Below are 23,785 nucleotides of genomic sequence, written 5' to 3'. Positions count from 1 at the left end.
AATTTACCATCAGTCGGGCCAAATTCAAGGCCTGACTTTAAGTGCTTACCAAAGTGGATTTCTCAGATAAATTTCAAGTTGTTTTCGAAGACAACCATCTCATCATAGTAAATAAAAGAAGCGGCATACTCGTGCAGGGAGATGAGACAGGAGATAAAGCATTACCGGATTATATCAAAGATTATTTAAGGGCTAAATACAATAAGCCGGGGAATATTTTTGCCGGTGTTGTTCATCGGCTTGACAGACCTGTAAGCGGGCTTGTAGTGATTGCCAAAACTTCCAAAGCTCTGGAAAGAATGAATGAGGTCTTCAGAGAAAGAAAGGTAGAGAAAGTATACTGGGCTATTGTTGGAAATAAGCCTCCGGAACTTAGCGGCAAGCTGGTGCATTGGATGAAAAAAGACGGAAAAATTAACGTCTCCAAGACTTATGATAACCAAATAAAGGATAGTTTACGAGCTGAGTTGGATTATCAAATGGTCGGTAAGTCAGGTGAGCTGTATCTGCTTGAAGTGAATCCTCATACTGGGAGACATCATCAGATAAGATCTCAATTGTCATCTATGGGATGTCCGATTAAAGGAGACGTGAAATATGGATTTTCTGAAAAGAATGGAGATCATAGTATTTGTCTTCATGCAAGGAAATTAAAATTTATTCACCCAGTAAAAAAAGAGCCAATTGAACTAATTGCAGATTTGCCGGGTTCGGGAGCTTGGGGGAAGTTCAAAATGTTTGAATAACTTCAGAATGTGTTCATAATTCATATTTAATTTTCGGTTTAATAAAATTTTATAAAGTATGAGCTTTTGGTTCAAATTGAAAGACAAGTGGGGGATAACAAGCAATTGGCAGATGACGATTATTTTTATCGTTTTTGGATTAACTGGAATATCTGCAGTTCAAATTAGAAAGATTTTATTTCCATTGATGGGAGTGGTTGCAGAAACTCCATTTTATATAAAATTCCTTCTTTGGCTTTTTGTGATTTTCCCATTTTATTATGTGTTTCTGTTAACCTATGGATTTATTTTTCGTCAGTTTCCATTCTTTTGGGGGGTGACAAAAAAGACTTTCGGAAGGTTTGGGAAACCATTTAAAAGATAAAATATCATTAAAATAAAAAAGGGGAATATACTTCCCCTTTTTATTTTAAACACCCCACCAATAAAGCTATTTTACTCCGGAGCTTCGGATACTATGAAGCCCGGAGTAGAAATAACCACACTTACAAGATTATAATACATAGTAGGACTCTACTTGAGCTTTTGCTGTTGTTGAATCTTCACTTAGTATTTGCATAAGATTTTTTTCAATAGTATTAGCCAAAGCTGTTACCGGAATATCTGTTGGCCTGTTTTCAAAAGGATCCTGTAAATGGATTGCCATTTTTTCAACAAGAAGTAATGCCGCAGTAATAGCGATCATCAGAGGAATCTCGAACAAGCCGAAGTAGCTTGTAAGCGCAAAAGGAAACAGAAGAATAAATATCCAAAGGGTAAAGTTAATGTACATGCTATAAGTAGTAGGAAAGATAGTGTTTTTTATTCTTTCACATTTACCCATAGAGTCACATAAATTGGTAATAATATGTTCGATTTTTACCTGTTGATAGGCATTGATCCAACCCTTTTCCAATGCCTGATTTATATCCTGGCTATGTAGGTACAATAGTGCGTTAGGTTTATTATCATGTTTAGAAACATAGTCTACTTCTTTATCAGAAAGAAAAGGTTTTATTCTACTAAGGTTTACCTGATTACGCAGCGAGTCTCCAAGGCAGTAACACCAAGCGATCTGACGTTTGATAAACTTTTCTTTGAATGAATGTTTTTCAACTGAAAATTCTGGATCGTTTATGAAAGAATACACTAGTCTGGAAAGTGTTCTTGAATCATTTACAATCGCGCCCCAAATGACTCTGGCTTCCCACCATCTGTCATAAGCCTGGTTTGATCTGAAGGCGAGGAGTAAAGAAATTATGGTACCTAAGATTGTAGGTACACCAGTAGATACAGAAATGTTCTCCAGGTGCAATGATGAATCAAGGTAACCAATTATCGATGCATAGATAACAATAAAGACAAGTTCATATTTGATCTTGCCCAGTACATATTTTATAGGGATATTTTTCTTTAGAAGCATAGGTTTATATTAAGCATTCGTTTTAATTATAATTAACTCTTAATAGAGGAATACCTATTTCGAATTTGGAATGAGCAGACGTTCTTTTTTTGAGCAATGATTTTTTTCTTTTTGCATTCATCTCTATCAATAAATTAATCTGCAGTTCTTTTAACAGTGAAGCAGCTTTGGAAATTGAAACTGATTTATCATTAATGTTTACCAAACTATCTGACTCGTTATATATGCAAAGCCGCTGTAATGGCAATAAGTTCTGAAGGTCTGATGGTATTGTTTTGTAACCTTTTGGCATAATAATTCCGACAGAAGGATTAGCATCGATTCTGCAGCCTTGTGGAATATGAAGTACCGGAGCATAGCTTTTTTTTATTATGTCAAACAATTCCTCCTGTTCTTTCTTGGGTTGTATGTCTGATATTACAGAAAAATGTATTCCATATTCACAGATGATATGATCAAGTATAGGTTCAGATATCCCATATTGACAGTGTATGTGAATATGCATATCGGTATCAATTGCTTCAGCCTTAATTTTATCTAATTCCTCTTGAAAGTCACTCCTTGGGTAGTCTTTGTATTTAGGGAGAAATAATGTTTCAATGATGGAATTCGGAAGAGGTACAGAATACAATAGAATAATCTTCAAAGAACTGGAATTAACCAATGCTTTAAGGTTCTTAATTGTAATAAATGTTTCTTCCGAAAAATCAGTTGGAATCAGAAATGTTAGCATATCTGCTCTGTTTCCTTACAAAAGTAAAATACGGAAATTAAAATGAGCTGAGACGGTTATAAAAAAATGATTATAATTTCTGGGGAAAAGTTAACACATCATCTATCAATTCCCCATATATACTGTATGTTTTATTAATGACAGACGTTAAGATTAGAACGAAATTAGAAAGATATTAGAGAGTATTAATGTTGAATTATTATTCACTTAGCTCTTCACGGTTAAAGTATATACTAATAGTTGTTCCTTTATCCTTTTCTGAGTTAATAGAAATTTTTCCGTGATGCAGACGGATAATCTTGAGTGAAAGGGGAAGGCCAATGCCATGCCCTACAAAGTTTGTTGTATTACTACCTCTATAAAACGGCTCAAATACGTGAGTGATATCCTCAGCGGGTATTCCGATACCAGAGTCTGTTACGCTTATTTCAAGAAGCTTTTCATTAGCAAAAAGTTTTACAATTACTTTTTGATTTTCAGAGTATTTAATGGCATTATGAATAATATTGATGATAGCGAGTTTCATCCACATTCTGTTTACTGAAAGGGATATCCATTCAATGTTTTCAGGCATCTCAGAAAATTCAAGACTTACCTGATTGTCAGGTATCCTTCTGGTGAGATCTGCTTTCACTGCAAGTAAGAGCTCATCCATCTGAACTTTTTCTGTGATCAGCTTTTTACCATCAAAGCCCAGTTGAGACATTTTTAGTAAACTGGTTATGAGTTGGTCCAGTTTACTTGCTTCCAAAGCAATTGTATTTAAAGACTGGATATATTCATCTGTACTTCTGGGTCTTTTGAGGATTATCTCAGACTCACCTAGTATCGTGGTAAGAGGAGTTCTTAATTCATGAGAAGCGTTGCTTACAAAATGGCTCTGCATTTCAAAAGACGCTTCCAATCTGTCAAGCATGTTGTTAAAGATATTTGCAAGGTGAGACAATTCATCCTTTCCATTTCCTGGATCAAGGCGAAGGTGGAGATTAGATGCACGAATTTGATCAACCTCTTTTACAATTCGGGCTATTGGGTTTAAGATTTGATTTGAAAATAATATTGCTGCTACGAGTATAATTACACAACATGCTATGAAACCTACTATAAGTAAATTTCTTAGAGATGAAAGAAGCTCATTTCCTTCCTGGTCAATAGCAGTAAGGATTACTATATGATCTGGGTACTGATCTTTATAATAAACTCCAACAAAAAAGTCATCTCCATCTTTATATTCAGCATATCCTGTCTTTATGATTTCGTCAAGGAAGGTTGAAGGCAAAGCACTTAAAAAACTTCCTTTTGATTTGGAATAAATGGTATCTGTTTTAATTAAATATTCTCTTTCACCGGTCAAAGGTACAAGATGCTTTTTTCGGACTTCTTCATATACAGGTTTTGCGCTTAGATCTTCCTCCATATGCTTATGCGCTGCAATGGAGGCTCTGGCTTTAAGTCTTGTATAAAAATTTCTGGTAGCGAAATGAGAGGTAAATAAAAATATAAATATACTTAGCAACAGCAAAGTTGCTGCAGTCAGAGAAATATAAAGAATAATAATTTTATTACGTATGGTCATGTCAGTCGTCTTTTCTCATAACGTAGCCCATACCCACTACAGTGTGTATTAACTTTTCTTCAAAGCCTTTGTCTATTTTTTTTCTTAAATAGTTAATGTATACATCCACCACATTAGTATTCATGTCAAAATTAATATCCCATACATTTTCAAGTATGCTCACCCTCGATAATACTCTTCCCTGGTTTATCATGAGATATTCCAGAAGCTTAAATTCTGTAGCTGTGAGTGTTATTTTTTCATCTCCTCTTTTGACTGTTTTATTGGAGGTGTTTATTTCCAAATTGGAAAATTTTAAAATAAAGTTTTTGGGATTGTTTTTCTGGGTTCTCCTTTTAATCGCTTCTATACGTGCCAACAGCTCGGAAAATTTAAATGGTTTTATCATATAGTCATCAGCGCCTGCATTAAGGCCAGACACTACGTTTTCTGTAGTTCCAAGTGCTGTTAGCATAATGATAGGTACATCGGAATTGTCCTCTCTTATTCGTCTGCAAACCTCCATACCATTAATACCTGGAAGCATCAGATCAAGTATTACCAGATCAAATGTGTGATCAGTCATCATCTGAAGACCGGTGGCTCCGTCCATAGCTATGCTTGCGGAATGTCCTTCTTCCTGAAAGCCTCTCATAATAAAAGAAGCGACATTTACTTCATCTTCAATGATTAGAATTTTCATTTTTTGTAAATCTAAATTCAAATATACTTACCGTTCTTTTTTATTTTTTAGTATAAAGAAAATTTCCCTTGAAACTTTTTATGATTTCGAGCAAAAACTTAAACTCTCAAACCGTTAGTGATTGTATAGGCCCTTGATTTTAAGAGATTTTAAAAGACTTTGGAATATGTTTTTTCAACAGAATCTTTTTTAAGATAGTTTGAAATAATTAAATAAGTTTTATTTTTACCCAATACAATTCCATTAAAAGAGTCTCCCGCTCTTTCCCTTGAACTTAATAATACCAGGAAAATGACAATGCAAACTGAGGTTATCCAGCGGACTTATGCTGCTTTAAATATGGATATCTCCTGGCTGGAATCTGTTCTTGATCTGAGAGTATCATTCCAGGTTTTTGAAGGAGATTTGCTCTCTCTTGTTCCCGCACCTAAATTAGTGAAAGGGGATATCTATAGTTCTATTATTGAAAAATGTAATCTTTCACCGGCAGAAAGGCTGATACTTGTATTGAGTCTTAGCCCATTTCTGAAACCAGAGTTAAGTAATAGATTTCTCTCTGTAAAAAATCAATTGGAAATGGTACCGTCAGAAATAGGCGGTGCTCTTGGTAAGGCCTACAGAGGTTTTATACCTACAATACAAACTGCCCTTTATTTGCTTGCTGGAAGACAGGGGAACGTACTCGACTGGTTGTATTTGTTTAATCCTGAAGAGAAGCTAAACGCATATCATCTTATATCTTTATATGTAGCCCAGCCTGATGAGCCTTTCACAAGCCAGTTACTTAATCCTTCAAAGGAAATCATAGATTGTCTGATTAATGGTAAGGCGCTGGAACCTCATTTTTCGTCTGATTTTCCCGCGGAAAAAATATCAACTTCACTGGAATGGAATGATCTGGTGCTTAATAAGGAAACATTGGATCAGGTTGAAGATATTCTTGACTGGGTTCGTTTCGAAAAGCAGTTGCTAAGTAATAAGGACTATGCTCGAAAGACAATGCCTGGCTATAGGGCATTATTTGCGGGGCCTCCCGGAACGGGGAAAACTTTAACAGCTTCATTAATCGGAAAGGCTACGGGAAGGGAAACATATAAGATCGATCTGTCTATGATAGTATCCAAGTATGTAGGAGAAACAGAAAAAAATCTTTCAAAAATATTTAGCAGAGCACAAGGTCAAAACTGGATTCTGTTTTTTGATGAAGCAGATGCATTATTTGGAAAAAGGTCTGAAACTAAAGATGCTCATGACAGGTATGCGAATCAAGAGGTAGCGTACTTGCTGCAGCGTGTCGAACAGTATGATGGACTTGTAATACTTGCCAGCAATTATAAAAAAAATATTGATCAGGCTTTTTACAGAAGACTTCAGTCGATCGTAAATTTTTCACTACCGGACTATTCAGAAAGGCTGCTGTTGTGGGAGAAATCAAAACCGGAAGGGTTTGTTTATGATGAAGATGTAGACCTGACTAATCTTGCAGAACGTTATAAAATTTGTGGCGGTTCCGTAACGAATGTACTGCGTCATTGCTGTCTCAAGGCTGTCTCACGAAGCTCAAATAGAATAATGGCTGGAGATTTACTGACAGGTATAAACAGAGAATTTGCAAAGGAGGGTAAAACAGGTGTTTAATATTTATAAGAAATAGATGTTCTTTTAAATAGGCCTTTAAATTTAGAAGAAGTTTTGAATAAGCTGCTCTGATGAAACAGTGACATTGCGACATTCAAATTTTAGATTGACAGATTATTGTGGTTTAATCAGTAAATGAAAAAATTATATCTTGCAAATAATCTACAGGATTTATCATGAAATATAGATTTTTCGGTCTTTCAGCATATGATAAAAGATCAGGGAGTACAAATTTATTTAAATTCATTACCAGAAGATAGAAAAGTGGCAATGACAGAACTTAGGAATGTTATAGTTAAGAATCTACCAAAAGGTTTTGAAGAAGTAATAAGTTATGGGATACCTGGTTATGTAGTTCCACATTCTTTATTCCCACAAGGATATCATTGTGATCCTAAATTACCACTTCCTTTTATCAGTATAGCTTCCCAGAAAAACTTTATAGCGCTTTATCATATGGGCATATATGCTGATGATGTTCTACTGAATTGGTTTGTTGAAGAATATGCAAAAGTATGCAAAGCAAAGTTGGATATGGGTAAAAGCTGTATTAGATTTAAGAAAATAGATCAGATTCCCTTTAAACTTATAGGGGAGCTTGCATCTAAAATGACTCCAGAAGCATGGATAAATCTTTATAAGCAGAAGTTAATGCGATCATAAATGATTATCATCTGATAAAAAAATAAATCGAGTACATCTTCACTTATTAAAAACATTTAAAATTTGTTGTTAATTGGTAATTAAATTAAATATATGGGATTTGAGTATTTTATTCATGTAGAACTTTCGGAAGACAACAAGGAAAAGCTAAGACAATTGGTAGACTTTGAATCTGATGATGAAAACTGGGGAGATGTAATCGAGGTGGAAGAAGAAGGGATTTATGTATGCAAAAGTATTAAACGCGAAGTTTGGGAAGGTCTTGAAGAGCTTAAGATGTATCTCGATAAAAATTCGTTAAAGTATAATATTGAAGAATTGTAGTTTAAGTTATGTACCCAATAATATTTTCATTTCATTCAATAATAAGGTGGTTATTGGTTTTCGGACTTATAGGAACTACCATAATTTTCGCAATCAATAGAAAAAGTGGGAAGCCTGCTTTTAAGCTGGGTGATATATTTAAATCAGCAACAGTCTCTTTTGCTCATATACAGCTTATTCTAGGCTACTATCTTTATTTTGAAAGCCCGATGGTAAAATATTTCAGGGCTAATATAAAAGAGGGGCTGGCTATTCCTGAAATGGCTTTTTTTGGTTTATATCATGTGTCAATGATGACTATCGCTGTGTTTGTATTAACAATAGGATCTTCTATAATTAAAAGAGCTCAGACGTATGAACTAAAAAGGAAATATGTTTTGATCTATTTTGGAGTCGTGATACTTATCATTTTTCTCGCTGTACCATGGCCTTTTTCACCTTTTATATCAAGACCATACTACAGAAGCTTCTGATGTAAAGTCAAGAGTATTAATAGTAATACTCCTGACTTTTTTATTGTTCAATTTCTTCTTCTGTTAATACTTTTTTGTCCTGTATTTGGAAATATAATTTATCCATCAATTTCCTGTTAGGCATAATTTGTTTGTCAAGATAGGTAAGTTTCCAGTTGGATCCATCTTCAGGATCTTCAGCAGCATATTGGGCAATACCTGCATCAGCCCAAATTTCATATCTTGTTATTAGTATTGTAGATAATTTTAAAATAGGCGTCAAAAGTTTTAACCATTTGTTTTTAATAGCCATTTGAACAAACACCTGAATTTTTGTCTCATTAGAATTTACAGGGACAAGAAAGCTTGTTATAATAAAGGAAACAGCCCGTTCTGTCGTACTATCTTTATCAGTCCAATAGTTTTTGTATGATCCATGCAATGGTTTGAACTTGAATACCCAATCATTGTGATAGTGATCGCCTTTTTTTATTCCGAAAAATGAACTTAGAAACAAAGGCAAATTTCTGTATTTGCAGTCGAGAAAACCATAAGTCTGTTCTTCTTCAATTTTAACTTTAAAGTCTACTGTATTAAGATCATTAAGACCAGGACCTATAAATGTATGTACTTTGAACGCATGTTCAATTTCACCAAAATTATCCAGTGCAACTTTTACGGGAGCATCAAAATGTGAGGAAAAATTATCTATAAGGTCATATCCAGGCTTGATAAAATCAGGAAAGGCTTCGTCGGGAGTATTTTTATTCGCAATCCAGATAAAGCCATATTTGTCCCAAGTTTTTAAGCTATGTACTTCGCAGGTTTTATTGGATACAGAGGGACTCTGAGCTTGTCCTGATGCATTGATCTTCCAGGCATGATAGGCACATACCAGTTCTCCTTCTTTGTTTATTTTACCCTTTGATAAAAGAGCTCCCCGATGAGGACAGGCTATGGGAAAGGCAACAGGTTTACCATTGTTGTCTCTATAGAGTACATATTTTTTCCCATTTATAGTTACCTCTTTTATTTTTTTCTTTAATGAAGAAGACACTAGTACTGGATGAGGAAATCTAAGTATATCGGACTCTTCGCAATTATGTTTTTTCATATGAGGTCAATTTTATTTATTTGAAACTCTAGCATGGACCATTCTTACATGTCCGAGTGTCTTGCCTATAATCTTTCCATTCCTGTTTTTTAAATACAAATTCTCTTGTTCTTCTGGTCCACAATCAGTTACTACAGACAAGTTTATTTTGGATAAAAATGGGCTTATTTCATCAGCATTTAGACCAAACAAAAACGGTTCTTTAATTTTTGCCAGCCATTTAGCAATTTCTTTTCCTCCATGCGAACTATGGTCACCCTTTACAAATTTTTTTGTAGCATAGTCAAATGCGATAGAGCTTCCGGCTGCACATTGAGAGATAAAGCTAAGAACTTGTACAACGACCTTCTCTGGCAGATAATAAGAGACGCCTTCCCACAAAAACAGGGTACGTTTATTTTTGGAGAATCCGGCTTCCATTAAAGCTTCGTGAAAAGGCCTTTCATTAAAGTCTAGCGGAATAAAATGAATATTAGAAGGAATTTCTTCAGGAAGGTGAACCAACTTCTTTCTTTTATTTCTCTGGGTTCCTGGAAAGTCAATTTCAAATACTTTTATTTTTTTTAGATGAACTTTAAATCTTATTCCCCTTGTATCGTATCCTGCACCAAGCATCACTACTTGATCTATATCTCCTGAAATTTCTTTGAGAAGAATCTCGTCAAAGAACTTAGTTCTGATGATAGCGAAGCAGTAACTTCCGGGAGATCTGGCTTCAATGATTTTTTGGAGAAGCCATTGAGGTCTTATGCTTGTGATAAGACGGTACTTATATCCAATGAAAAATTTTGCAAGGTAATCTTCGCACTGAATTAAGGCATCCTCCTCTTTAGCCGTGGCTGCCCTGAGTGCAGCCACGGTTTCCGCAGAGCGGATTGCATTGCTTTTTTGTTTATTCATGAATCGGATTGAAGGCAAGTACAACAGAACCTTTGCATTTAATACCATCCTCATCTGAGAAGGAGACAGTCGTGTACGCGAAGTGAGCATCATTAGAAGATATAACTTTATCAATTGATATTTCTCCATAAAAACCATCGCTGTCAAGTTGTTTTAGGAATTTTCCTTCGATCTTTACAATTAGCATTGAGGAAAGCTGTTGTTTAAGGAAGATGTCATAGTCAAGTTTTATTTTACTTTCCCATATTGGAATGAGTCTTTGAAAGATCCCTTCCTGAAGGCATTTTCCAAACATTACATATGCCAGTTGATTAAAGCAAATATTGAACTCGACTGCATTGAAATGTCCGGTATCATCAATATAACAACTTTCTGGGATTGAAAATTTTCCTCTGGCAGTGATTAAGCTAGAGGTAGAGTTAGGCTCTAACTTTTCCAGAAAATGAGTGATCTTGGCTTCATGCAGATATTTCGCATGATTTCTATATGGCTTTAATATAAGATCAAGGAAGTCCGGAGAAATTTCTATTGTAGGAGTCTCGGTTTTATAAGTGTTGTTTATTGCAGTAGTCATATTCGTTTCAGTTTTGTAGTATGTTAACATTTTCGTGGAGTTGAGAGGCACACAAAGGAAATGCATCCTTTAAAGTAATTCTGTACATCATAGTTTCTTCTTCTTTCTTTACATCTTCATGGATGTTTTCAGTGATGGCTTTTTTCCTTCCAGAGCAATGAGCAAGAAAGCGATTATCCCATATAATAAGGTCACCAAGAGACCAGGTAACTTCTCTTATAAACTGATCAGTTTCTGCAAAGTCAAATATTTCATTTAGTATCCTTTGAGAATCATCCAGAGATTTATTTTTAATTCCTACTGTAAAGCCTCTTGTGCCATATACAATTTTTTCTTTCGTATATGGATGCTCAAGTATGGCAGGATGATTAACAGGAGGAGCATAGAAGTCTATCATTTCCAGCATTTCAGAGATGTCTATACCTGCATCTTCCGGACGGATTTTATATTTCCATCTTCCGCTATGGATAAATTCTTCACCTTCTATTTCGTCAAGAAGATCCTTTGGAAGCGCTTTATATACAGCGTTCATGTCAATGAACTTAGTTGTTCTTTTTACAGTGGACGGTAGCACCTTAGGCAGTAGCATTGTTAATACTTTAGGATCCTTTTCAAATGAAGTATCGGAGTGCCAATAGCCACCTGTGCGAGGTACGCCTATTTGTTTTCCATCTTTTTTTACATTAGATGATACGAAGATCAATGGGAACTTAGGGTGATGGTAGTTTTCCTGTAGGTAAGGTATAGGAGTACCGAATTTAGTAGCAAAGTTGCAATAAGCTTCATCTGATATATCCTGATTTTTCAGAATAATAATCCTGTTTTTGTATAGCTCATCTTGTAATGCACTGATTTCAGCATCTGAAATATTTTTTACGTCAACGCCGTATATATTACAGCCGATAGCAATTTTTTCTGTTTTCATAAAAATCTTTTTAAATAAGTTTTACTTGAATATTATAAAGGATATAGTTCGGCCTGGCCCAGATTCATTTTATCTGGATGATGAAATTGATAAAGCCTAAGTGTTACTAATTATTATGTCCTTTAAGACATAATAGGTTGGTGGTTTAAGAATGAAGCGCGCTTGTTATTCCTAGATACAAAAGGGTTACAGAAGGACCTTTGTCAAAAACGTAGCTAATGTTTATGACCATAACCCGGATCAAAAGTATATAATAAAAAAATATCTAAAAATTTTTGAAATGCTTTTTTTGCTTTTGAAATTAAAAATGCAGTAAAGGGGTAGATGCCTTTAAATGTTTGGGTTTTAGGAAATTAAAATACGTCGTAATTGCTTGCTGTTTCGGCGATAAAGATTTTAATGTTATGGGTAATTGGTATTTTAAGAAGTCAATGTTGAAATAATTGCTGACTCTGCCTATTAAGATAATTGAGAAGATAGGTAGAAATGAAATTGATCTAAATATATCAATTATGCTTTTTATAAAAGAGCAGAATTATAAACTACATTATTAGTGAATTTCCTTATTTCGAAAGAAAGCCCTTTGATCCATTTGGATCAAAGGGCTTTCTTTTTATATTAAGTGGAAGTTTGACTTAATCAGCAAAAACGCCGCCTGTTTTCTTCTTCCTTTCCATTTCTATTGCCATTACATTGTTAGCTGCTACGAATATTTCATTCTCTACAGGATTTGGGAAAATAACCTCAGCCATTTTTTCATTTTTATCGCCCAGATCTACTTTATGTTTACTTAGTTTAATCTTACCATCTTTTACTTTCTTATCGGTTAAGAAAATATAGTAGAGATCATCTTCCTGTAATAAGCTGGAACGTGGTACCGTTGGAGCAGGAGTATTATTACTCTTGTTCTCTAATGTCGCCATGATGTTCATATCTGGAAGTATGATGCTTTTGTCAGGAGCAGAGAATTTAACAAAGACATTGATGGCTTTTGTACTTTCATCAATTACTTTGTCTATATTAAATACTGTTCCCTGCACTTCCCCAAATGAATGATTGATAAAGTAAAGGGTAACAGACTGGCCAGATTTAATAAGGTCAATATCTTTTTCATAGACATAAATTTCCGCAAGCAACTGACTCACATCTATCAGTTCAGCGAGGATTGTTTCTGCCGAAGCAATCATACCCACGCTCACTGGCAAAGCATGAATGTAACCAGAGATAGGAGCTTTTATGGATAATTTTGTTCTTATCACATCTGATCCATTACCTTCCATATCAATGCCAAGTAAAGCAAGTTTAGCTTTCAGAGATGCTTGTCTATTCATAGAAGACCTGTGTTTGGTCTGCACAGTTTGAAGATCCACAAGAGCTCCGACATTATTTTTTCTGAGCTCTTCCTGTCTGTTCAATTCTATAGTTAGGAAATCAGTTTCGTTTTTTGCTGCAAAATATTCTTCTTGAAGTTCTACCAACCTCATGCTACTTAATTCAATAAGAGGTTTTCCTTTCTCTACGTAATCACCTTCATGGACAAATACTTTTTCTATTTTTCCCTGTACATTGGAGCTTACTTCTGCGCGATAATTTGGCAATGCTACAATCTTCCCATTAAAATGTATATATGATTCCAAGGCCTTTTTCTCTGGTGATACCAGATTTATATCAAGCCTTCTCATTTGGTCCTCGGTTAGTTCAACGGAGTTCTCTTCAATGACCGGTGCTGATGCACTTTTATTATCTTTGTGGCACGCTTGAAATACAACAATGAGCATGCAACATAGATAACCTGATATTAATTTATGTGGAACCGAATTTGTCATGATAAAGTATGTTTAGGAGTATATTAATTGTTTTCGGGCAGGTATTTTTTATACCAGCTTTCTGATTGATCTTTTTTAAATATTGTATAAAATACTGGCAGCACAATTAGTGTGAGGAATGTGGCAGTAAACAGACCTCCGATCACTACTGTTGCAAGCGGCTTTTGTACTTCTGCACCTGCACTGGAAGACATGGCCATTGGAAGAAAACCTAAGGCTGCCACAAAGCTGGTCATTAAAACAGGTCTTAATCTGTCTTTAAGTCCTATTAACACACGTTGTTTAGGGTCTATAATTCCTTCTTGAAGTAAGTCGTTAAATTTACTAACAAGCAAAATTCCATTCAGCACAGCTACACCGAATAGCGCAATAAATCCTACACCCGCAGAGATACTGAAGTTCATATCTCTAATCAATAATGAGAACACACCTCCCACTGCAGAAAGGGGAACAACAGAAAATATCAGGAAGCTGTCTCTGAAGGTGCCGAATGAAATAAACAGCAGAATAAAGATGATCAATAGAGCAATAGGTACTACTATAGCTAACCTGCTTTTGGCTCTTTCAAAATTTTCGAATTCACCACCATATTCCACAGTATAACCTTGAGGTATAAATATCTCATTGTTTATTCTTGTACGAACGTCAGTTACGACAGAAGCAAGATCTCTGCCCCTTACATTAAAACCTATGTTGGATTTCCTCTGTAAATTTTCATGACCTATTTCTGATGGCCCTACATCTTCGCTGATTTCAGCAAGGTGATGCAATGGAAGCGGATTTCCGTCTTTATCACTGATGAGAAGATTATTGATGTTTTCAGTTTTACTTCTTTCATCACTGGATAATCTGACACTAAGATCAAAACGTTTGTTGTTTTCGTAGATAATCCCTGCGATACCTCCAGCGAATGCCGTCTGAATAGCTCTGTTGATTTGGGAAACAGTTACACCGTAATAAGCCATATGGTCTCTGTTATACTTAATGTTGATCTGAGGTAATCCATAAATTTTGTTTTCCTGAACATCGGCAGCTCCTTCCACCTCCTTTATAATTCCGATGATCTGGTTGCTTTTGCTTACCAGCGTATCAAGGTCAGGGCCGAATACCTTAACTACAACATCTGTTCTTGCTCCACTCATCAATTCATTTACTCTGTTTTCTATAGGCTGCTGAATTGAAACTACAATTCCAGGAAATTTTTGCATTACCTCAGATACTAGGTCTGCCAGACCTTCCTGGGTCTTTGCTTTTTTCCAATGATCCTTATCTTTCAGCACTACTACAATTTCCTGAGCTTCCAGAGGCATTGGATCTACTGGCACTTCAGACGTTCCTATTTTCGAAACAATACGTTCAATCTCCTCTGGAAACTCTCTGAGAAGTTCTGCCTGAATCTTATCACTAAGTTTTAAAGATTCAGAAAGTGAAGTTCCAACAGGAAGATTTACTTCTATTACAAGATCTCCTTCTTGCAGTTTTGGTATAAACTCTCCTCCAATGATAGCAAAACCGAAAATCCCTGCACCAAGTACAGTAAGAGCAAATCCTATGATAGCTGCTTTCTTTTCCATACCCCAAACAAGGATTTTTCTGAGAAAGTTATATACAGCATCAATCAGCTTTTGCGAGATTCCATGATCTTCGTGAGAAGAAGGCTTTATAATCAGAGCAGACATCATGGGTACATAAGTGATGGATAGAAGCAATGCTCCAATGATCGCAAAGCTTACTGTTTTGGCCATAGGCGTGAACATCTTCCCTTCTATACCAGTAAGTGTAAGTATAGGGAAATAAACAATGAGGATAATTAAACCTCCGAATACTACTGATTTTTTTACGTCTGATGCCGCATTGATTACAATTTCTTGTCGTTCTTTATAACGCATCTTTTCATTTTGTTTCCCAATCATTTTCAGAGAAAGATGTAAAACGGCTGCTTCTACAACGATGATGGCCGGATCGACAAGTAAGCCGAAGTCTATAGCTCCCAGACTCATCAGGTTTCCAACCACACCAAATTCTTTCATTAGACCAAAAGCAAAAAGCATAGATAGTGGAATAACAGAAGCTGCAAGCAAGCTGGCTCTCCAATTGCCAAGAAAGAAGAGAATTACCAAAACTACTATTACTGCACCTTCAATTAAATTCGTGTAGACTGTTTTTATAGCCTTAGAAACAAGTTTCTCTCTGTCGATGAAAGGTTCAATAATCAAGCCTTCCGGAAGAGAGGCCTCTATTTGTTTCATCCTTGTTTTTATTCTTTCAATTACATCACTTCCGTTTTCTCCTTTCATCATCATGATGATACCTCCGACCACCTCACCGTTTCCGTTCATGGTCATTGCGCCATAGCGGATACTATTACCATAATCAACTTCTGCTACATCTCTTATTAATACAGGAGCTCCCACGTTGTTTTTAACAACAGACTTACCAATTTCTTCAAGTGTAGTAGCAAGACCGATTCCTCTGATGGTAAAGGCTTTATTGTTTTTTTCAATATAAGCTCCTCCTGTATTGCTGTTTCCCCGGCTAAGGGCATCAAACAACTCGTCTATAGAAACGCCTAGCGCTTTCATTCTGTCTGGTTTTATCTTAGCCTGGTATTCTTTTTTATATCCCCCGAAGCCGCTCACCTCAGCGATTCCAGGTATTCCAAGCAATTGTTTTCTTATATTCCAATCCTGTAAGGTTCTGATTTCCATTAAGGAAAAGCTTTTGTCTTTTGGATTTTCAGGTCTTACTACATATTGAAATACTTCACCAAGTCCTGTGGAAACTGGTCCCATATAAGGTTTTCCAAGTTCTTCCGGAATCTCAGCCTGAACAGCCTGAATCCTTTCGAATACCTGCTGCCTGGCCCAGTATACATCTGTGTTGTCTGTAAAGACCAGTTTCACAACGCTTAGTCCGAATTTTGAAGTTGACCTCATTTCAATAAGGCCAGGAATGTTGGACATGGACATCTCTATAGGCGCAGTAATGAATTTCTCAATCTCAAGAGATGCAAGGCTCGGACTATTGGTAATCACATCTACCTGGTTGCTTGTTACATCTGGTACTGCATCTACTGGGAGTTCAGACAATGAGTAACTTCCCCATAAAATCAATATCAATGTTAAAACCAGTACAACTATGTAATTGCGGACGCTGAAGCTTATAATCTTTTCAATCATGATTAAATGTCTCCTAAAAGATAATTAAGGTGAGTAATGGACTGGTTGTAGTTTTTCAGCGCTTCAAGATAATTGAGCTCTATTGAAAAGGCCTGCTCGATATTTAACAAGTATACATAATATGTGATGCTTCCAAGTCTGTAGCTTTCAGAAGCAGATTTCAATGTCTGTGCAGCTTCCAGAAGGCCAGCAGATTCATAGTAGTTTAATTCTTGTGTAAACTGCCTGTATCTGCTTACTGCTTGAACGTATTCTCCATTTAGTTTGTATTTGCCTAGCACTAACTGATTCTCTGCTATTTCAATACCTTTGTCTGCTGCCTTTATTCTTGAATGATAGCCCCAATAAAAGATAGGTAAGGTAACTCCCATTCTCAGCCTGTATTTAAATGCTGTATGTTCATCTCCCTGATTTAAATAACCAACAAGCAATCCAGGCATTCTCCTTGCCCTCTCAAGTTTTAAAAGTCTTTTGCTGAGATCCTGTTGTCTTTGATAGTAATGATATACAGGGTTATTGGTTATATGCTCAGCTGTAGAGCTGTTAATAATCAGTGGTGGAAATTTTTCTATACTTCTATCGGGTATATAAGTTGTATCCTCTGGTGTGCCAATGGCGAGTAAGAATTGTTTTCTTGAATTTCTGAACTCTGCAGAAGCCTGCAATAGCTGTAATTCAATACCTTTATACTTTGCTTCTCCACTTATTTTCTCAAGAATGCTTATTTGTCCCACATTGTACCTCACCTCATTGATCTTCAGTAACCCACGCAATATAGAGTCTTGATTTTTCAGTATTTGAAACCGCTCTCTCCAGTATTGGTAACTGATATAAGTGTTTCGAACATTGTATTTTATGAGGTTTGTATTAACAGCCCTGTCTGCTTTCATCAGATTGATATTGGCCTTTTGTGTTTTGTACTGTTGCATATAAACAGTCGGAAAATCAATAGATTGAAGTATGCCTGGTCTCAGTTCATTGCCCTGAGGAGCTTCAAATAACAATTCAGTATTATAAATCTGAAGACTACTTCCTTTTAAAAGTTGTTGTTGTTCTACCTGAAGGTTTGAGACTTTTATTTGTGGATGATTAATTAATGCTATCTGGATAGCAGAATCAGGGGATATGCTTTTCTGGCTATAACCCAGCCTGTAAAGCAAGAATAACCCTCCATAAAGGAGTATTTTCACTTTTAGTCTCATTGTTAAAAATTAAAATTAAATATTAGAATAGTTCAAAATTGTCTGATTCTCCTCTATTAGAATAAGACAATTCGTATTTTAAACCCTGAGGTAATTTATAGGTGTTGAATAAATATATTTCAATGTTTTGTAAATGTCAATAGGGGGCTGTTAGATTATTTATCTTGGAATTGTAATAAATATCTTGCTCTTAGATACTCTTTTGTCTTAATAAAAGACAATTGTATTGATTTTAAAACCCTTAATACATTAGCAAAGGAGTTAAAATGTGGTTAAAGGAACATTAAAATGTCATTAAAAAACACTAATCTTTTCGCTCCTATACAAAGTCGGCTGAATAAAAGAGAGATTTAAAGAAGGTCTGAAAAGTGGTTCAATCTTTGAATGACAGTCATTTAAAACTTTAAAAGAATGAATAGACGCTATGTAATTATTGACTGTCAGGATTTTCCACATGGGGGAATATTGTTGGTTAAATTTTAAGCTTTTAATGAATCACTTCAATTTTTATTTACCTAAATAATGAATTATTATGAATCAAAAACCTTCAAATGCATTTATCGCTGCTTCATGGATTGCTTTAGGTGCGGGAATATGTGGGTATTTAATTGGTCTATGGAGAGCAGAAATGCTTCTTAATGAAAAAGGATATTATTTTACAGTCCTCATGTTTGGTTTGTTTTCGGTAATATCAGTACAGAAAAGCGTGAGAGACAAACTGGAAGGGGTACCTGTGACGGATCTGTATTATGGTTTAAGTTGGTTTGCCACTCTATTGTCGATAGTACTGCTTGCAATAGGACTTTGGAATGCAGTGTTATTGCCCAGTGAAAAAGGATTTTACGCTTTCGCATTCCTGTTAGCTATTTTCGGCGCTATAACTGTTCAAAAAAATACCAGAGATGTTCAAGCGGCCAATAAGGGCGGATTATAGAAAACAGCAAGAGCAACAGCAACAGCAACAGCATTAATTCAGCAATTTCTTGCTGTTGCTCAAACTGTTGCTCTCCTTTTCTCTTATTACTTTTATTTTAAATAAAGAAAATTTAGCTTTTACTAGTCTTGTTGCTAAGTTGACCATTTCCTGAAGAAGAGGACTTAAATTCATCAAAATAAATAAGCATTTTACTGCTTTCGGCCCCTTGGTTGATTCTCACCTCATGATAATTGTATAATAAGCCATCCCTAATTTTATTGATCTGTGTCAAGATCCTTTCTTAATCTGGATCAAGGAAGATTAGGAATGAGGCAGTGTATCTTTGTGTTATTAGTTCAGGGCAGAATCAGGTTTCTGTTTCTGAGAACAATTGAAGAAAGTTATACTTATACTATTAACACTAAAGTTATGAAAGACGTTATATCAGGTTTACATCATATAACCGCTATTGCAGGTTCTGCACAACGCAATCTTGACTTCTATACAAAAGTATTAGGTCTGAAACTTATAAAAAAGACAGTGAACTTTGACGATCCTGGCACTTATCATTTTTATTTTGGTGATCAGGTTGGTACTCCGGGTTCTATCTTGACATTCTTTCCCTGGGAAGGAATTACTCCAGGAAGAAGAGGCACAGGGATGGCTACTGAGATAGGTTATGCTGTTCCGAAGGGTAGTCTGGATTTCTGGGTTAAAAGGTTTGATAAGCTTAATGTTACTTATAATAAGCCTTCAGAAAGATTTGGAGAAAAGTATCTGACATTTCTTGATCCGGATGGATTAAAGCTTGAATTGTATGAAACAACTGATAGCCGCACTCCTTATGTTTCAGGAGATGTAGCTGCAGATATTGCAACAAGAGGGTTTCATAATGTTACCCTTACCTTAAGCTCTATTAAAGATACTGCTGCAGTATTAACTGATATTTTCGGATTTAAATTGGATGCTGAAAATGTAAATCGTTTCAGATTTAAAACTGATGCAGTAGAAAATGCCAATATAGTAGATCTTGTAGAAGCAGCAGGAGAAGGTCGTGGCCATGTTGCCGGTGGTACTGTTCACCATGTTGCATTCAGGGTAAAAGATGAAGAGACATTGATGAAATATAGGGATATCGTAGTAGGCAAAGGTTTTAATATTACTCCTAAGATTGACAGAAAATATTTCTATTCCTTGTACTTCAGGGAGCCAGGTGGAGTGCTCTTTGAAATAGCAACAGATAATCCTGGTTTTGCAGTGGATGAGGATGTGAATGAATTAGGTAAGAACTTGAAACTGCCTGCTCAATATGAATCAAAGAGAAGTCAGATAGAAAAAGTTTTGCCTAAACTTGTGGAAGCTTAATACCTAAGATTATGCATCAGAATAATAATATAGTATATAGAGGTAAAAAACTTGAAGAGGCAGGGAAGGTGCTTATAATGTTACACGGGAGAGGGGCATCGGCTGAAGACATCCTTTCCCTGTCTTCTTATTTCAAGTTGAACGATGATTTTGCAATTATCGCTCCTCAGGCAACTAATCATACTTGGTATCCTTATTCTTTTCTGGCAGAACCTTCGCAGAATGAACCATTCCTTTCTTCAGCGATTGAATTATTGAATGGGATTGTAAATGATGTTGTTTCAAAGGGAATAGCAAAAGAGAAGATATATTTTCTCGGTTTTTCACAAGGGGCGTGTCTTACTCTAGAGTTTGTTGCAAGATACGCAACCAGATGGGGGGGAGCCATAGCATTCACTGGAGGATTGATTGGCGATAAATTATATGCCGAAAAATACAAGGGAGATTTTGCAGGTACTCCAATCTTTATCGGCACGAGCGATCCTGATTTTCACGTTCCTGTTCAAAGGGTAAAGGATAGCACATCTTTATTGACAAAAATAAATGCGAATGTAAAAGAAATTGTCTACAAGGATATGGGACACACCATTATTCAGGAAGAGATAGATTGGGCGAATAAATGGGTTTTAAATAATAATCAAAATGTTTAGTGTAACAAAAGTATATAGTGATGCCAATGGAGACAGTCATTTTGAAGATGTCTCCATTGATTTGAAAGAAGCGGGTACTATTGGGAGACTTTCTGAAACTCAACCCGCAAAGGGGGTGATATTCAGAGAGGTGGAACCTTCTTATGATTTTGATTTTCATACTGCTCCTCAAAAGCAATATATTATTTTACTTGATGGGGAAATTGAAATAGAAACATCTCTGGGTATAAAAAGAAGTTTTAAGGGAGGAGATATTCTTCTCATGGAAGACATAGAGGGAAAAGGGCATAGAACCAGGAATCTTACTCCTATTAGGAGGAAATCAATTTTTATAACGCTACCATAAAAATTTTTATGCATTTTAGATATCATCTATAATCCTTTTCTGAAGGAGAAGGACTTCTCTCGCCCATAAGCTATAAGTATTTAGCTATCTTCAAGCACATTAGTCAATGCTCTGTTTTATATTTTTTATTTTAAAAATTCCCTTCTCTTTTCTTGATACAGGTCAATCTGTTTCCGTATATAAATTCCTAATTTTATATCGTTTACAGATTAACCACCGCTGATATGAAATATCTGATTATATGCTTGCTATCTACACTTGTTTTAAGTGCTAATGCCCAGACAAAACCAGAAGGTCAGTTTAAATATGTTCTTCATAAGGCAAATACAAGAGGAACTTCTGAAATAGCCTGGTTACTTAGTTACCATACATTTTCGTTCAGTGACTATTATGACCCTGATAGAATGAATTTTGGCGCTCTCAGAGTATTGAATGATGACAGGATAGATGGTGGAAAGGGTTTTGGTACACACCCTCATAATAATATGGAGATCATTACAATTCCTTTAGCGGGGACCGTTGAACATAAAGACAATATGAAAAACAGAGGCCTGATTAATGCAGGAGATGTTCAGATAATGTCAGCGGGAACTGGTATTACTCACTCTGAATATAACTACTCTAAAACAGACACATTAAGACTTCTGCAGATCTGGGTATTCCCTAATCAGCAAAATGTTCAACCAAGGTATCAGCAGAAAAATGGCGTATTAAAAGATCAACCTGTTAATACTTTGGTAAAAGTAGTTTCTCCTAATGATACTAATGCTCTTTTTCTATATCAGAATGCTGTATTCTCTGTAGGAAAGTTTAAAAAGAACCACAAAGTTACTTATCCATTAGCTTTTAAAGGGAATGGCGTATATGCCTTTATAATTAAAGGCAAAGCAAGGATAAATGGAATAGATCTTACTCTAAGAGACGGACTCGGTATATGGAATACAGATAAGATCTCTATAGAAGCTTCTGAAGATCTTCAGATTTTATTGATGGACGTTCCAATGATCGACTAATGTACCTACATGTTTATACTCATATATTTGATGCTGAGTTTTGTGACTACATAAAACTTGGTTGGGATCATATCATAGATGTTAAAGCCTATGATCATCTGTTGTTTGTTATGACTTTATGCGCTTTGTTTACCTTCAATGAGTGGAGGAAAATATTGGTGATCATTACGGCTTTTACCATCGGCCATTCTTTGACATTGGCACTGTCGACCCTTGATTACATACTGCTACCTCCGGATTGGATAGAAGTTTTAATTCCTATGACAATCTTTTTTACAGCGATGACAAATATCGTAAGGAAGAAAAAAGAAGCAGGGGAAAAAACGTTTGATAAAGCGGTTGTGGTAAATTACTTTATCGCATTATCCTTCGGACTCATACATGGTTTGGGTTTCGCTAATAATTTTAAATTTATGATGGGAGAGGATTCCAGTATTATTAAGCAACTCTTCGCATTTAATTCAGGTCTTGAACTTGGACAGGTAACAATTGTAATACTGTTTCTTGCCCTCTTATATACTTCAACAAGGGTTTTTAATGTATTGCACAGGGAGTGGACAGTCTTCTTTTCAGGTGCCGGTGCAGGACTTTCTCTGATGATGATAATAGACGTTCTGTTTAAATGAAGAAGATTTTTTTATACCTCCTTGTTTTTTATCTCCTGCCAGGTGTGTCCTCTGCGCATCCCTTGAAGATGGCTTATACTTCTGTAAAGTATGACGCAGTAAAGAAAGTATTTGAAATCACTCACAGAGTCTTTCAGGATGATTTTGAAAACACACTTCATGACAATTATCATTATTCAGGGGGTGATGTTTTTATTAATCAGAAGAATCAGATTACACAGAAGTTTGTTAATGAATTCTTTCAAAAGAATTTTTCAATGATGTTTAATGCATCAAAGGCAAACCTGAAGTATGTAAGGACGGAGCAGAAGAATCAGATGGGTATTATAATTTATTATGAAACAGAAAAAGTGGACCTGTCTAAAATTACTTCAATTCAAATATATAACTTCATTATGATGGAGAGTTTTAAAGAACAGGTGAATATGTTTCATCTGAATATTAATGATAAGGTTAAAAGGACTGTTAAATTTGAGATTGATAAAACGAAAGAAAATTTACTGCTTTAGGAAAAAGCTTAATGAACAAGCGTAAAGTTTTAAAAAAATAGGTTATGAATATTCAAAATGCAGAAACATATCAGGAAGGAATATTTTTCATTGATGAAGGAAATGAAAGATTAGCAACTATGTATTACAGATGGAGAGGTGAGGATAGAATCATCATAGAGCATACGGAAGTTTCTGATAAGCTTAAGGGAAAAGGTATAGGGAAACAATTGGTTGACCATGCTGTGGCATTTGCAAGAGAAAAGCATATTAAAATTATCCCCTTATGTCCTTTTGCAAAGTCAGTATTTGAAAAATATAAGGGATATGAGGATGTTTTGTGAATGCTCTTTTATTGAGAGAGGTGATTATACGTTCTTTTGGAATAAATAGTTTTTTTTAATTTTTTTAGATTTAATATTTTTTTTGAAATACTTGATAGTTT

At 35.5% G+C, this 23,785-nt stretch carries 25 protein-coding genes; 14 read left to right on the top strand and 11 right to left on the bottom strand.

Annotated elements, in window-relative coordinates; all coding sequences use genetic code 11:
• The first annotated feature begins 53 nt into the window (after positions 1–53).
• Together J7604_RS05250 and J7604_RS05245 are read left to right on the top strand one after the other, a co-directional pair.
• A complete protein-coding gene (locus tag J7604_RS05250) occupies positions 54–746 on the top strand; it encodes an RluA family pseudouridine synthase (protein ID WP_293892164.1) in 693 nt (230 codons plus the stop codon).
• A 58-nt stretch (positions 747–804) separates the two neighbouring features.
• Positions 805–1,110, top strand: a complete 306-nt coding sequence (locus J7604_RS05245; protein WP_293892161.1) for a DUF6787 family protein — start codon at positions 805–807, stop codon at positions 1,108–1,110.
• A 129-nt stretch (positions 1,111–1,239) separates the two neighbouring features.
• Here J7604_RS05245 and J7604_RS05240 read toward each other — a convergent pair whose 3' ends face one another.
• From J7604_RS05240 to J7604_RS05225, 4 genes are all read right to left on the bottom strand, one after another.
• Positions 1,240–2,148 carry a bestrophin family protein gene (locus tag J7604_RS05240; RefSeq protein WP_293892158.1) on the bottom strand — a complete coding sequence of 303 codons (909 nt, stop codon included), beginning with the start codon at positions 2,146–2,148 and terminating at the stop codon, positions 1,240–1,242.
• A 22-nt stretch (positions 2,149–2,170) separates the two neighbouring features.
• Positions 2,171–2,881: a hypothetical protein gene (locus J7604_RS05235; protein ID WP_293892155.1), complete on the bottom strand. Its 711-nt coding sequence runs from the start codon at positions 2,879–2,881 to the stop codon at positions 2,171–2,173.
• A gap of 199 nt (positions 2,882–3,080) precedes the next feature.
• A complete protein-coding gene (locus J7604_RS05230) occupies positions 3,081–4,457 on the bottom strand; it encodes a sensor histidine kinase (protein WP_293892152.1) in 1,377 nt (458 codons plus the stop codon).
• Between the two features lies 1 nt (position 4,458).
• Positions 4,459–5,139, bottom strand: a complete 681-nt coding sequence (locus J7604_RS05225) for a response regulator transcription factor (protein WP_293892149.1) — start codon at positions 5,137–5,139, stop codon at positions 4,459–4,461.
• Between the two features lie 291 nt (positions 5,140–5,430).
• Between J7604_RS05225 and J7604_RS05220 the strand changes: the two genes are divergently transcribed.
• The 4 genes from J7604_RS05220 to J7604_RS05205 all read left to right on the top strand — a co-directional run bounded on the left by J7604_RS05220 (position 5,431) and on the right by J7604_RS05205 (position 8,237).
• On the top strand, positions 5,431–6,777 hold the full coding sequence (locus J7604_RS05220; protein ID WP_293892146.1) for an ATP-binding protein: 1,347 nt from the start codon (positions 5,431–5,433) through the stop codon (positions 6,775–6,777).
• Positions 6,778–6,984: 207 nt separating this feature from the next.
• A complete protein-coding gene (locus J7604_RS05215; RefSeq protein WP_293892143.1) occupies positions 6,985–7,440 on the top strand; it encodes a DUF1801 domain-containing protein in 456 nt (151 codons plus the stop codon).
• Between the two features lie 93 nt (positions 7,441–7,533).
• Entirely contained in the window at positions 7,534–7,764 is a 231-nt protein-coding gene (locus J7604_RS05210; protein WP_293892140.1) for a hypothetical protein, read from the top strand.
• Positions 7,765–7,772: 8 nt separating this feature from the next.
• Positions 7,773–8,237 carry a hypothetical protein gene (locus J7604_RS05205; RefSeq protein ID WP_293892137.1) on the top strand — a complete coding sequence of 155 codons (465 nt, stop codon included), beginning with the start codon at positions 7,773–7,775 and terminating at the stop codon, positions 8,235–8,237.
• Positions 8,238–8,277: 40 nt separating this feature from the next.
• On the opposite strand, the gene J7604_RS05200 is transcribed toward J7604_RS05205, so the two are convergent.
• From J7604_RS05200 to J7604_RS05170, 7 genes are all read right to left on the bottom strand, one after another.
• Complete coding sequence (locus J7604_RS05200) at positions 8,278–9,330, bottom strand: Rieske 2Fe-2S domain-containing protein (RefSeq protein ID WP_293892134.1); 1,053 nt, start codon at positions 9,328–9,330, stop codon at positions 8,278–8,280.
• Between the two features lie 12 nt (positions 9,331–9,342).
• Complete coding sequence (locus tag J7604_RS05195; RefSeq protein ID WP_293892131.1) at positions 9,343–10,230, bottom strand: class I SAM-dependent methyltransferase; 888 nt, start codon at positions 10,228–10,230, stop codon at positions 9,343–9,345.
• On the bottom strand, positions 10,223–10,834 hold the full coding sequence (locus tag J7604_RS05190) for an FcoT family thioesterase (protein ID WP_293892128.1): 612 nt from the start codon (positions 10,832–10,834) through the stop codon (positions 10,223–10,225). Before J7604_RS05190 ends, J7604_RS05195 begins: the two co-directional genes overlap by 8 nt.
• Complete coding sequence (locus J7604_RS05185; RefSeq protein ID WP_293892125.1) at positions 10,812–11,729, bottom strand: TauD/TfdA family dioxygenase; 918 nt, start codon at positions 11,727–11,729, stop codon at positions 10,812–10,814. The genes J7604_RS05190 and J7604_RS05185 overlap by 23 nt, the downstream gene beginning before the upstream one ends.
• Before the next feature lie 635 nt (positions 11,730–12,364).
• Entirely contained in the window at positions 12,365–13,555 is a 1,191-nt protein-coding gene (locus J7604_RS05180) for an efflux RND transporter periplasmic adaptor subunit (protein WP_293892122.1), read from the bottom strand.
• 23 nt (positions 13,556–13,578) lie between these two features.
• A complete protein-coding gene (locus J7604_RS05175; protein WP_293892119.1) occupies positions 13,579–16,734 on the bottom strand; it encodes a CusA/CzcA family heavy metal efflux RND transporter in 3,156 nt (1,051 codons plus the stop codon).
• Positions 16,735–16,736: 2 nt separating this feature from the next.
• Complete coding sequence (locus J7604_RS05170; protein ID WP_293892116.1) at positions 16,737–17,936, bottom strand: TolC family protein; 1,200 nt, start codon at positions 17,934–17,936, stop codon at positions 16,737–16,739.
• Positions 17,937–18,468: 532 nt separating this feature from the next.
• Between J7604_RS05170 and yiaA the strand changes: the two genes are divergently transcribed.
• The 8 genes from yiaA to J7604_RS05130 all read left to right on the top strand — a co-directional run bounded on the left by yiaA (position 18,469) and on the right by J7604_RS05130 (position 23,684).
• The gene (gene yiaA / locus J7604_RS05165; protein WP_293892113.1) at positions 18,469–18,870 is read left to right on the top strand and encodes an inner membrane protein YiaA; all 402 of its coding nucleotides are present in this window, start codon (positions 18,469–18,471) and stop codon (positions 18,868–18,870) included.
• 411 nt (positions 18,871–19,281) lie between these two features.
• A complete protein-coding gene (locus tag J7604_RS05160; RefSeq protein ID WP_293893150.1) occupies positions 19,282–20,217 on the top strand; it encodes a ring-cleaving dioxygenase in 936 nt (311 codons plus the stop codon).
• A gap of 11 nt (positions 20,218–20,228) precedes the next feature.
• Positions 20,229–20,867, top strand: a complete 639-nt coding sequence (locus J7604_RS05155; protein WP_293892110.1) for a dienelactone hydrolase family protein — start codon at positions 20,229–20,231, stop codon at positions 20,865–20,867.
• The gene (locus J7604_RS05150; RefSeq protein ID WP_293892107.1) at positions 20,860–21,213 is read left to right on the top strand and encodes a hypothetical protein; all 354 of its coding nucleotides are present in this window, start codon (positions 20,860–20,862) and stop codon (positions 21,211–21,213) included. Before J7604_RS05155 ends, J7604_RS05150 begins: the two co-directional genes overlap by 8 nt.
• Positions 21,214–21,437: 224 nt before the next feature.
• Entirely contained in the window at positions 21,438–22,226 is a 789-nt protein-coding gene (locus J7604_RS05145; protein WP_293892104.1) for a pirin family protein, read from the top strand.
• Positions 22,226–22,852, top strand: a complete 627-nt coding sequence (locus tag J7604_RS05140; RefSeq protein WP_293892101.1) for a HupE/UreJ family protein — start codon at positions 22,226–22,228, stop codon at positions 22,850–22,852. Before J7604_RS05145 ends, J7604_RS05140 begins: the two co-directional genes overlap by 1 nt.
• On the top strand, positions 22,849–23,361 hold the full coding sequence (locus tag J7604_RS05135; protein WP_293892098.1) for a DUF6702 family protein: 513 nt from the start codon (positions 22,849–22,851) through the stop codon (positions 23,359–23,361). Before J7604_RS05140 ends, J7604_RS05135 begins: the two co-directional genes overlap by 4 nt.
• A 44-nt stretch (positions 23,362–23,405) precedes the next feature.
• Positions 23,406–23,684: a GNAT family N-acetyltransferase gene (locus J7604_RS05130; protein WP_293892095.1), complete on the top strand. Its 279-nt coding sequence runs from the start codon at positions 23,406–23,408 to the stop codon at positions 23,682–23,684.
• Positions 23,685–23,785 lie beyond the last annotated feature (101 nt).

This window comes from Sporocytophaga sp., from assembly GCF_017745095.1.
In the GTDB taxonomy this organism is placed as follows: Bacteria; Bacteroidota; Bacteroidia; order Cytophagales; family Cytophagaceae; genus Sporocytophaga.
This window is presented reverse-complemented; position numbering and strand designations above follow the sequence as displayed.